Origin of the sequence: Leptospira hartskeerlii, assembly GCF_002811475.1 — a bacterium.
In the GTDB taxonomy this organism is placed as follows: Bacteria; Spirochaetota; Leptospiria; order Leptospirales; family Leptospiraceae; genus Leptospira_B; species Leptospira_B hartskeerlii.
The window spans coordinates 39624-51182 of sequence record NZ_NPDL01000007.1; the positions used below are offsets into that span (position 1 = coordinate 39624).

Annotated in this window: 6 protein-coding genes; all 6 read left to right on the forward strand. The window is 41.9% G+C overall.

Translation table 11 applies throughout. From position 1 onward, the window contains the following. The first annotated feature begins 29 nt into the window (after positions 1–29). The gene (locus tag CH352_RS13450) at positions 30–974 is read left to right on the forward strand and encodes an alpha-E domain-containing protein (RefSeq protein WP_100707775.1); all 945 of its coding nucleotides are present in this window, start codon (positions 30–32) and stop codon (positions 972–974) included. Between the two features lie 2 nt (positions 975–976). Then, positions 977–4264 (forward strand): transglutaminase family protein, encoded by a 3288-nt coding sequence (locus CH352_RS13455; RefSeq protein WP_100707774.1) that lies wholly within the window; start codon positions 977–979, stop codon positions 4262–4264. 169 nt (positions 4265–4433) lie between these two features. Further along, a complete protein-coding gene (locus CH352_RS13460; protein ID WP_243396410.1) occupies positions 4434–5657 on the forward strand; it encodes an imelysin family protein in 1224 nt (407 codons plus the stop codon). Further along, entirely contained in the window at positions 5657–8059 is a 2403-nt protein-coding gene (locus CH352_RS13465; RefSeq protein WP_100707772.1) for a TonB-dependent receptor family protein, read from the forward strand. Before CH352_RS13460 ends, CH352_RS13465 begins: the two co-directional genes overlap by 1 nt. Positions 8060–8092: 33 nt before the next feature. Continuing rightward, positions 8093–10618: a circularly permuted type 2 ATP-grasp protein gene (locus CH352_RS13470; RefSeq protein WP_100707771.1), complete on the forward strand. Its 2526-nt coding sequence runs from the start codon at positions 8093–8095 to the stop codon at positions 10616–10618. Further along, positions 10611–11501 (forward strand): transglutaminase family protein, encoded by an 891-nt coding sequence (locus CH352_RS13475; protein WP_100707770.1) that lies wholly within the window; start codon positions 10611–10613, stop codon positions 11499–11501. The genes CH352_RS13470 and CH352_RS13475 overlap by 8 nt, the downstream gene beginning before the upstream one ends. Positions 11502–11559 lie beyond the last annotated feature (58 nt).

An 11559-nucleotide genomic window follows, 5' to 3' on the forward strand; every position in this document is an offset into this window, starting at 1 on the left:
AAATATCACAAAACTAGAGAGGTTTCCTAATGCTAAGCCGAGTCGCTGAATCCGTATACTGGATGAATCGTTATATGGAAAGGGCCGAGAATTATTCACGCTTTTTGGATGTGAATTTTCAACTTTCCTTAGATTTGAACGAGGACTCCAACAGACAATGGATGCCTTTGGTTTATACCACCGGAGACAATGAATTGTTTTCCAAAAAGTATAATACTCCTAGCAAAGAGAATGTGATCCACTTCATGAGTTTGGATACTGAAAATCCGAATTCTATCATGAATTGTTTGATCCGAGCCAGGGAGAATGCAAGGACCATCCGAGAAAATATTTCCACTCCTATGTGGGAAGTGATCAACGAATTCTATCTTACTATTAAATCCAAAAGAAAATTTGAAGAATCCGATATGCCTGGTATTGCTGAATTTTTCAAAGCGATCCGAAATCAGTGTTTATTATTCTACGGTTGCCAAGAAGCCACAATCTCTCATGACGAGGTTTGGCATTTTGCGTTGCTCGGAAGATTATTGGAAAGAGCGGACAAGACTACTCGTATCTTGGACATGAAATATTTTATACTTCTTCCCGCTAGAGAAGAAGTCGGATCCACATTGGATCTGATCCAATGGCTTTCTCTTTTAAAATCCGCAAGCGCTCATGAGATGTTTAACCGTTTTTATACTAGGATCACTCCTAAGAATATAGCGGAGTTCTTGATCTTGGATAAAATTTTCCCGAGAGCGATACGTTTTTGTCTTTCTAAAGCGTTCGATAGTTTGAAAATTTTAAGCGGAACGGATAGAGACACTTATGGTGACGAAACGGAGAAGAGAGTAGGCGTTCTACTTTCGGAGATGAATTACGCCTCGATAGACGAAATTTTTTCTTCAGGAATGCATGAGTATTTGGATCAATTGCAAGTGAGATTGAACGGGATCGCCGCTCAATTGGACGAGACCTATTTTAGGAATTGATCATGTCTTTACTCGTCTCTCTCACTCACGAAACTTCTTACGAATACGATAGGCCGGTTGCGTTATCTCCTCATATCATTCGATTGAGACCTGCTCCTCATTCTAGGACTAGGATTGTTTCTTATTCTCTTTTGGTGGAACCTTCCGAACAATTTTTGAACTGGCAACAAGATCCGTTCGGGAATTACCAAGCAAGATTAGTATTTCCTAAGAAAACTGAAAAATTAAAAATACTAGTGGATCTGGTAGCGGAGATACAAGTTATCAATCCGTTCGATTTTTTCCTGGAACCTGATGCGGAAGAGGCTCCTTTTATTTATTCGGATGCTCTGAGAAAGGAACTTCTTCCTTACTTGAGCGCAACCGATGGGAGTAACGCACTCGCTAATTATATTTCAAGTTTAAGAAAGGACGGAATCTTAAGATCAAAACGTACCGTGGATTTTTTGGTGGGCCTCAACCAAAGAGTGTATCAGGACATTTCCTATGTGATACGAATGGAGCCAGGTGTCCAAACTTGCACGGAAACCTTAGAAAGAAGATCCGGTTCTTGCAGAGACTCCGCATTTTTACTCGTTCAGATCTTAAGGCATATCGGTCTCGCATCCAGATTTGTTTCCGGTTATCTAATACAATTGAAACCCGACGAGGTCTCGATCCACGGACCTTCCGGTGCTAAGGAAGATTTTACCGACCTTCATGCTTGGGCGGAGGTGTTCCTACCAGGCGCGGGCTGGGTGGGTTTGGATCCTACTTCCGGATTATTTGCGGGAGAAGGTCATATTCCTTTAGCAGCTGTTCCTGAGCCAGGAAGCGCCTCTCCAGTGTTTGGATATTCAGATCCCGCAGAGTCGAAGTTTGGATTCAGAATGGAAGTAAAACGATTCCAAGAATCTCCTCGCGTCACTAAACCTTATACGGACTCGGCTTGGGATAGAGTTCTAAAACTCGGAAAAGATCTGGATGCTAGATGCAGAAAAAATGATATTCGTGTATCTATCGGTGGAGAGCCCACTTTTATTTCGGATACTTCCAGGCAGGATCCTCAATGGGATACTCTTGCTCTTGGACAAGAAAAACTAGAGTTAGGCGAAACTCTTCTTACTAGGCTTAGTAAAAAATTTTCACACGGTTCTTTGGTCCAGGTCACGCAAGGTAAATGGTATCCTGGAGAACCTCTGCCTCGTTGGTCTTTGAATGTTTTCTGGAGAAAGGACGGAGAACCTTTATGGAAAAACGAAGGATTATTCTCTTCTTCCTCGGAAAAAGAAAAACGGGATTTGGATCAGGACTTAAGATCCTCGGATGTATTCGCGGAAGAAGTTTGTAAAACCTTAGGGATTTCACCCAAACATATTGTTCCTTTATACGAGGACGGTTTTTATTATTTATGGAAAGAAGGTCAGCTTCCCGAATGGAAAGACCCTAAAGGCGAAGATTTTAATCCGGAGGATTTTTCTTTCGAGGCTTTGGAAAGGAAGAAGGTTCTCTCACTTGTAGATAGAGACTTTAAACTTAAAAAAGCGATTGCTATTCCATTACAATTTAATTATGCAAGATCGGAATGGGAAAGTTCCGAATGGAAATATAAAAGAGAAAGATTGTATTTGATCCCAGGAGACAGTCCCGCCGGTTTTAGACTGCCTTTTTCTTCTATCTCCGAAAATTTCAGGGCGAATGCAGTTCTTACGGATCTATCTAAGAGTAAAAAATTAAGTCCTCGAAAAAATTTAGATTCGATCTTAGATAAAAGATCTTCTAAAGAATCCAAATTTTTTCCGGCAGGAAAAGATCTTCCGATCCGTACCACTTTGGTCATTGAGCCAAGACTTGGCTCCATCCATGTATTCTTACCTCCGGTAGAGGGTTTGGAACCTTGGTTGGATCTAATTTCTTCTTTGGAATTTGCCTCCGAAAAATCGGGAGTTCAGATCGTTTTAGAAGGATATGAACCTCCTTCTGATTCTAGATTAGGTCTATTTCGGATTACGCCAGATCCTGGAGTTTTAGAAGTAAATTTACACCCTTCTTCTAATTTCCAAGAGCTGGAAGAGAAGACTCGTATCTTATACGAAGAAGCAAAGGAAGTCGGCTTAAGTGCGGAAAAATTCCTGATCGATGGAAGACATACAGGAACGGGTGGGGGAAATCATATCACCGTGGGCGCTATGTCGCCCGAAGACAGTCCATTCCTGCGAAGACCGGACCTTCTGCGTAGCTTGGTGAGTTATTGGCAACATCATCCTTCTCTTTCCTATCTTTTTTCAGGTTTATTTATCGGTCCTACTTCTCAGGCTCCTCGTTTGGATGAGGGAAGGGATGAAATATTATACGAATACGAATTAGCTTCTGCTCAATTAGATAAAATTAAAGAACACCATCCTTGGCTTGTGGATCGTCTTTTCCGAAATCTACTTGTGGATCTGACGGGTAATACTCATAGAGCGGAAATTTCTATCGATAAACTTTATCCACCTTCGGGTTCTCGTTTGGGACTTGTGGAGTTAAGAGGATTCGAAATGCCTCCTCATTATAAGATGAGTGTTGTACAGCAAGTTCTGGTCTTATCTTTGCTTTGCAAATTTTGGGAGAAACCTTATGTGCAGGCTCCGATCCATTGGGGAACCGAGCTACATGATCGTTTTCTTCTTCCTCATTTTGTTTGGAGCGATTTTAAAGATGTTCTGAAAGATCTAAAAGCGAACGGATTTGCATTCCAAGAAGAGGAGTTCCTACCATTTTTCGAATTCCGTTTTCCAGTGTATGGTAAAACTCAAAGAGAAGAAGTATTCTTGGAACTTAGAATGGCCTTAGAGCCTTGGAATGTCTTAGGAGAAGAATCTTCTTCTTTCGGAACTTCCAGATCAGTGGATTCTGCATTAGAAAGATTGCAAGTAAAGGTAGAAGGTTGGAGTGATCGTTATCTTCTAAGCTGCAATGGTTACGAGGTTCCTCTTCGTAATACCGGCAAAAAAGGGGAAGCTGTTTCCGGAATTCGTTTCAAGGCTTGGAATCCGGTATTCACTTTGCATCCAAATCTTCCGGTTCACACTCCTTTAGTGTTTGATGTTTGGGACAAATGGTCTTCTCGTCCATTGGGCGGTTGTCGTTATTATGTTTCTCATCCTGGTGGAAGAGCTTACGATACTTTTCCTGTGAATTCATATGAAGCGGAGTCTCGTAGGATCTCTAGATTTTTAGCGGATGGCCATTCTGCCCTTGATGGTTCCGAGCCTAAACGATTGAAACATACGAACGGTTATACAATGGACCTTCGTTGGATCGAATAACTTAACATTTATCAAACTCAGTTTGTGAGAACAGATCTCAAAAACAGTTGCGTCCTGCCATAGAAAAATAATTCTGATTCTCAAGATAAAGAAGCCCAGTTTCGAGGGAACTATGCGACAAGACAATTCTGTTAGAAGCAGACGATTCGGCAGGTTTTTCCGGATTAAAATGCTGATCCACTCTGTTTGGATCATTCTAAGTATTTCCTTACTTTCTATTCTTATTTCCTGTTCACATAAAAACTCCGCGTCGGGTGCTGCAAATACGAACGGGTATCTCTACCGAATGTTCAATTCATTCGATCCTAGATCTCTTTTGCAGAATTTAGGAAATAATATCATTCCTCCTCTCTTCGCGAATTTGGAAACGAGCCGCCTTTCTCTTGTGGCTACGACGGACAGTGTATGCTCTTCGGATACTCTTGCGAGTGCGCAAACCGCTTGGATTAATCATGTAAGAGATCTTAAAAAAGTGGAACCTTTTCGTTTTGGAACGACTCTTTCTTCTTTTTCCAAAATGGATCCTTTCTTGATCGATTATCTTACAGAGGCTCCACCAAGCTCGGGCGATTTGGATGAATTGGATGCTTTTGATCCTTCCGGAGATTTTTTGGATGCTCAAACTTATATAGCCGGATTTGATAACGATGCCAAAGGTATTGGCGCGATCGAATATCTTCTTTTTAGCCAAGCCGGTGTGAATCGTGGAACCGCTCCCAGCTGTTCTGATTTTACAAACGCTCCTAACGGAAGGTCCGCTCTTCTTAGAGCTTTAGTAACTAATTACAGTGTGCATGTGAAGAATGTGACTGACGCTTGGGATGTAAGCGGAACAAATCCTTTGGGTACACAGCTTGCGACTGCAGGTAACGGAACTTCTGCTACATTTCCTACGTCGGATACCGCGTTAGACGCTGTTTTTGCAGGAGCGGTCCAGCTTCTGACCATCATGAAGGATGGAAAATTAGAAATTCCCGCAGGACTTTCCGGCGGAGGGAATGGTTCTGTTCCTAAGACGGATCGTGCAGAGTTCAGATTTTCAGGCCAATCTTTCCAGAGTTTGATAGATAATTTCAGTACTTTTAAAGCGATCTATACCGGGAATGGGACCGGTGCAGGACTTTCGGATTATGTAAAGTTCTATAGTCCTGACTTGGATGCAGAGATCAAAGGAGAGATGGCGGAACTGGAAGAACACTTAGGAGATATTACTCCTTCTCTTTCTCCTGCCGATCCTACTACTGCCTGGGGAAGCTCTAACGCCGCGAATTTTACTGCAATCGCAGCTTGTATCGAAGAGTTAGGCGAACTATTAACTATTTTGAATACTGAGTTAGCGGCTCTTACAGGTTCGAGTCCCATTTCCGGTGGACCAGGAGGGGACGGAGATTAATGTCTCAAAAACGATTCCGTTCTTCTCTTATTATATGTATTTTAATCTTTTCTAATTCTTTCCTTTTCTCCCAGCCTAACGGAAATACCGGGACAAACGGAACTTCTTCCGAGACCGAACAGGAAGCTTCTAAACAAGAGGAAACTATAGCGGAAAAGAAAAGAAGGTTTTTAGAAAGCGGTCAGATCAATGTGATCGGTGCCAAGGATGATGATATCAAGAAGATCCCCGGTTCCGCGAATGTGATCGGTAAGAAGATCCTAAAAGAAACAAATCCAATCGATTCTATGGAAGCTCTGCGTAGAGTTCCCGGGGCCACCATCCGTTACCAAGATGCAGTGGGACTTACTCCGAATATTGCATTCAGAGGTGTTAGTAACGAAGAATCTCGGAAAACTTTGATCTTAGAAGACGGAGTTTTCACTTCTTTGAGTCCTTATGGACAACCTGAAAGTTATTTTGTACCTCATATTGATAGAATGGAAAGGGTAGAGGTTGTAAAAGGTTCAGGCTCCATTCTTTTTGGACCGACGACCCTTGGTGGTATAGTCAACTATGTGACCCGTAAACCTCCTGAAAAACCTACGTTTAATGCCAAGGTGATCGGAGGAATGAACGGTTATGCCTCCAGCCTTTTGCAATACGGTGGAACCAATCAGACTACGAATACCGGTTATGATATTTCATATATGCGGAACCAAGGAAATGGTTTTAGGGATTACCAAGGTTTCAGAGTAAACGACTTAAACTTAAAGTTGATCCAGAAATTAGGGGAGAAGGATTCAGTTTTTCTAAAATACCAATCCTACCAACAAGAGGCTCAATCCACTTATTTAGGACTGACCCAAGGTTTGTATTGGAAAAATCCAAGGATTAATCCCGCTAGATACGACCAAAAGTCCATCGATAGGCAAGCTGCAGTTATAGGTCACGATCATACTTTTAATGAAAATTGGAAGATGATCACAAGAGCGTATTGGACAAATGTCGGTTTCTTATTTCGCCAAGAATCATATTCTTATAATAATCTGACAGAATTCGGTTTTCCTGCAAGACCTCCTGAAAATGCGGTCGGAGTTTATGCTCCGGATATTATAGGGAACCAACCGGGAGATGTGATTTACATGTTAAATTCCACTCCGAACAGACATTCTTTCTTTAAGACAGGAGGTCTGGAAACAAAGGTAGAAGGTAAATTTAATACATTCGGTTTGGATCATGAGATCGCTTTCGGTGCAAGAATGCATTACGAATCGGTTAATGCTGCGAATAATGTATTTCCTTATCCAACTCTTACAAAAGGACTTACCACCCAACAGCAGAATCGTAATGCAAGAGCGTATGCTTTGTATGTGCAAGATTCTATCAAGGTTACTGATAAGTTCAAGGTGATCCCCGGAGTTCGTTACGAACATATCTTCCAAGGTGTTTATACTCATAGAAGACTTGCGACTGCGGATGATGTGACTAAGGGATACGCAAATACAGTTGGGCAATCCATCTTAGTAAATGATGCAAACGAAACCTATACTAAAGTGGTTCTGCCCGGGATAGGTCTTACGTTTGATATTACGGAGAAGTTTATCTGGTTTGCAGGTGCACATACCGCATTTTCTCCTCCTACATTCTCTACCGTTCAAAACCCTGCTTTAGGTTTAGGTTATAAACTCAGCGCTGAAAGATCCAATAACTATGAGACAGGTTTTAGGGGAAATATTACCCGCTACTTCTACACTCAAGTCAGTACATATGCATTATATTTTTCGAATCAAATTGTGAATACAAACGAAGCAGGTTCCGGATTGGGAGCAGTTCCGATCAACGCAGGAAGGTCTGTAAACAGAGGTGTTGAAAGTAATTTTGTTTTCGACTTCGGGAAATTTGCAGAGTCTAAATGGGAAATCCCTCTAGAGTTTACTTATTCTTATACGAAAGCGATCTCTACCACTTACGTTCCAGTTGGCACGATACAAAATGCTGACGGTACCGTAAGTATCACGAATCAACCTTTGTATGCGATTAACTCCGCAGGGAATCTGATTAAGGTAAACACAAACGGAAATTATCTGCCTTACGTTCCGATGAATGTTTTTATAGGTGCGATCGGAGTGAAGAGCCCATCCGGATTTTACGCCAGAGTGGAATATCAGTATTTTGATAAACAATATTCTGATTTGCAGAATACTAAAAACCAAAGTACTGATGGAAGCCAAGGTGTGGTTCCCGCTTATGGAATTTGGAATGCTGACTTCGGGTATGAAGCACCCGGAGGAAGATGGTCCATCTTCGTAAACGGAAAAAATTTAGAAGATAGAGTATATATTTCCGGAAGACTTCCTGTTGGGATCCAACAAGGACCATACAGACAAATCAATATCGGAGCTACTTTAAAGCTGGATTAAAATCGGACGGGAGATGAAAATGTCTCTCGGAAGATGAATCAGAGAACTTCCCAAGCTGCAAATCTTCTCTCCGGATATAAACCTGCTCCTGGAGTCTATGACGAGCTATGCCTCCCTGACGGAAAGTCCAGGGAAAAATATGAATTTTTACTTCGCACTTTAAATCATCTAGGCGGAGCCGAATTAAGAAGACGCAAAGAAGATAGTCTCCGGATCCTGAAGGAAAGCGGTGTAACGTATAATGTTTACGGAGACGAAAGAGAAAGGGCATGGGGGCTTGATCTTTTTCCTCTTCTCATGGATAGCAAAGAATGGGACGGGATCGAAAGAGGTCTCTCCCAAAGATCCGAACTACTTAACGAAATTCTAAAGGATGTTTACGGTCCTAAAAGATCCTTATACGAAAAAAAGATCCCCCACGAAGTCTTATTCCAATCAGGTGGATTTTTAAGAGCCTGCGCTCCTGTTTATGATTTTACAAATTTCCGTTTAGCATTCTTGGCTACGGATATCAGCAGGGACAGTCAGGGTAATTTTTATGTGATAGGAGATCGAGTCCAAGCTCCTTCCGGCTCCGGATACGCTTTAGAAAATCGGATCGTCCTCTCTCGTATTTTTCCTTCTCTATATCGAGACTCTCAAGTACATAGGGTTGCCTTATATTTTAGAGCTTTAAGAAGAACATTAAATTCATTTTCTTCGAATAAAGATAGAGAACCACTTACCATTCTACTTACTCCAGGCCCCGGAAACGAAACTTATTTCGAGCATGCATATCTTGCAGGTTACCTGGGATATATTTTGGCCCAAGCAGAGGATCTGACAGTTAGGGACAATAAGGTATTTTTGAAAACGATAGAAGGTTTGCAACAAGTGGATGTGATCTTCCGTCGTGTAGACGATTGGTATATGGATCCTCTCGAATTAAAGGGGGATTCTCTTTTAGGAGTTCCGGGCATCTTGGGTGCCGTGAGAGCAGGGAATGTCACCGTAGCAAATCCTATCGGCTCCGGCTTTTTGGAGAACCGTGCCATTCACGCGTATCTTTCTAACTTATGTAAATTTTATTTGGGCGAGGATCTAATCCTTCCGAATGTTCCTACTCTTTGGATGGGAGACGAAAAATCCCGCAAAGAAGTGTTCTCTAATCCTCATAAATATACGATCAAGCCTGCAATTCGTTCTCCTTTAGATCCTTCCGTTTTCCTTTCTACTTTGAAAGAAAAGGAAATGATGGAGTTAAGAACGAAGGTAGAAACAAGGCCGGAACGTTATGTGGCACAAGAAATACTCGCCGGCTCTACTAGTCCTATTTTTTCAGGGGATTCGGAAGAACTACTGATCGGTAAGTCAGTCTTGAGAACTTTTACCTGTCTTTCCGAGAACGGATATACATGTATGCCTGGAGGACTTGTGCGAGTTTCTCCTAAGGCGGACGAACTTATCATTACCAACCAAAGAGGTGCTATTTCCAAAGATCTTTGGATCTTAGCGTCTGAAGAGAAGAAGGAATTCAGTCTTCTTCCTGGACAGATCGGAAGGATGCCGATCAAAAGAAAAGGTTTCGGGATACCGAGTAGGGTCGCAGACAATATGTTCTGGATGGGACGTTACGCGGAACGGGCTGAAAATATGTCCAGGCTTCTCAGAGAAACTGTGCACAAGATCTTGGAAGCGGAAGAGTCTTACGAGAAAGAACAATTCTCGATGTTACTTGGGATCTTGGATCAACTTTCCGGATACAGCCTTGGATTTTTCGAAACGAACGGATTGGATTCTTTGGATTCTTTGGATTCGGTTCGGGAGAAGATATTCCAATTGGCAACTTCTCCTTATTCTTCCGGAAGTATCCGTCACGATCTGAACTTCTTTGTAGGCACTACTAAGGCGGTCCGAGACAGGATCTCGGATGATACACGTTATTTGATTTCTAGATTTGAATCGGAAGCTCCTGGAAATTCTAGTTATGATGAAGTGTTGGAATACCTACAAAAATTGGTAAACCTGTTTGCTTCTCTCTCCGGACTTGCAAATGAAAGTATGAGCCGTGAGACAGGTTACTTCTTCCTGGATATGGGGAAAAGATTGGAGAGGGCACAGTTTCTCGCGAGACTTATACTCGCTACGATAGAAAGATCTTCTATATATAATAAAAGTATGTTCGAGAGTCTTTTGAATGTGAACGACATTCGGATCACTTACAGAAGACGTTATAAATATAGAATAGAAGCAGAGTCAGTTGTGGACATTCTTATCTTCGACGAAAGTAATCCTCGCTCACTTGCTTTCCAATTGGAAAAATTAAGGGAAAATACTCTATTCTCCTCTTCCGGAAAAGACGAAGAGATCTCGGAAGAGATACAGAGACTCACTGATGTTTTAGTTCGATTTGGGGAAGAAGATGCAAAACGTATTTTCGAATATGCGGATCCAGCAGGTGGACTTCGCAGGTGGTTGGAAGATATTCTCGCCCAATTAAAGTCAGTGTCGGACGCAGTTGCCGCTAAATACTTCCGCTACGTGGAAAACCAAGTCAGAGTGGGAGGACCTTATGGCTGAGTATTCAGTTCGTCACCTGACCCATTACACTTATGAGAAGGAAGTTTCTCATTGTTTGAATTTGGCACATCTTTGTCCTACATCTAATGAAAGGCAGATATGTAGAGAGTTTAGAATAGAAATACTTCCTAAGCCTAAATATACCGAATTCAGAACCGACTACTTTGGAAATACTGTATATTCTTTCGCAGTAGAAACGCCTCATAATATCCTCTCTGTGACTGCCGAAGCGAAAGTTTTCACTTCTGAACTGGAGAAGAAAAAAGGCCAGGCTGCGATCACTGCTTCTGAAGTATTAAAGAAATTGAAAACTGTTACGGAAAAAGAAGATTTGGAAGCGATGGAATTTGTAGGAGATTCCGCTTTTGTCACCCGTTCCGTTTCCTATAAGAATTTTTTAGAAAAATATCTGCCAATGGATCGCCCTTATTTGGAATCCGTTTTGGAATATGTAAAACGATTCCGAGAAGATTTTAAGTTCAAGGCGGGAAGTACGAATATTTATACTCCTTTGGACGAGGTCTTGGAAAAAAAAGAGGGAGTTTGTCAGGACTTCACTCATCTTTCCTTGGCCGCCTTCCGTTCATTGGGTCTTCCTTGCAAATATGTATCCGGCTATATTGAAACTTATCCTCCTCCTGGAAAACCTAAGTTGAGAGGAAGTGATGCTACTCATGCTTGGATCTCAGTGTATTGCCCGGGAGAAGGTTGGTTTGATTTTGATCCTACAAACGGAAAAGCGATCACAGACGAATATATTCATACTTCTTTGGGTCGCGATTTTTCGGATGTTTCTCCTTTGAAAGGGATCTTATTTGGAGGAGGAAAACATAAATTGAAGGTAGAAGTGGATGTTTCTCGGTTAGGAGATCCAACAAGCTGAATGGAGTGGGATGAAAAAAGCCCTCCGGAAGGAGGGCAATGGATCAGGTACTGGGAAT

Bases quoted from the DNA above. Each gene is read 5' to 3' on its own strand.
- CH352_RS13450 (WP_100707775.1), top strand. From the start codon at position 30: ATGCTAAGCCGAGTCGCTGAATCCGTATACTGGATGAATCGTTATATG.
- CH352_RS13455 (WP_100707774.1), top strand. From the start codon at position 977: ATGTCTTTACTCGTCTCTCTCACTCACGAAACTTCTTACGAATACGAT.
- CH352_RS13460 (WP_243396410.1), top strand. From the start codon at position 4,434: ATGCTGATCCACTCTGTTTGGATCATTCTAAGTATTTCCTTACTTTCT.
- CH352_RS13465 (WP_100707772.1), top strand. From the start codon at position 5,657: ATGTCTCAAAAACGATTCCGTTCTTCTCTTATTATATGTATTTTAATC.
- CH352_RS13470 (WP_100707771.1), top strand. From the start codon at position 8,093: ATGAATCAGAGAACTTCCCAAGCTGCAAATCTTCTCTCCGGATATAAA.
- CH352_RS13475 (WP_100707770.1), top strand. From the start codon at position 10,611: ATGGCTGAGTATTCAGTTCGTCACCTGACCCATTACACTTATGAGAAG.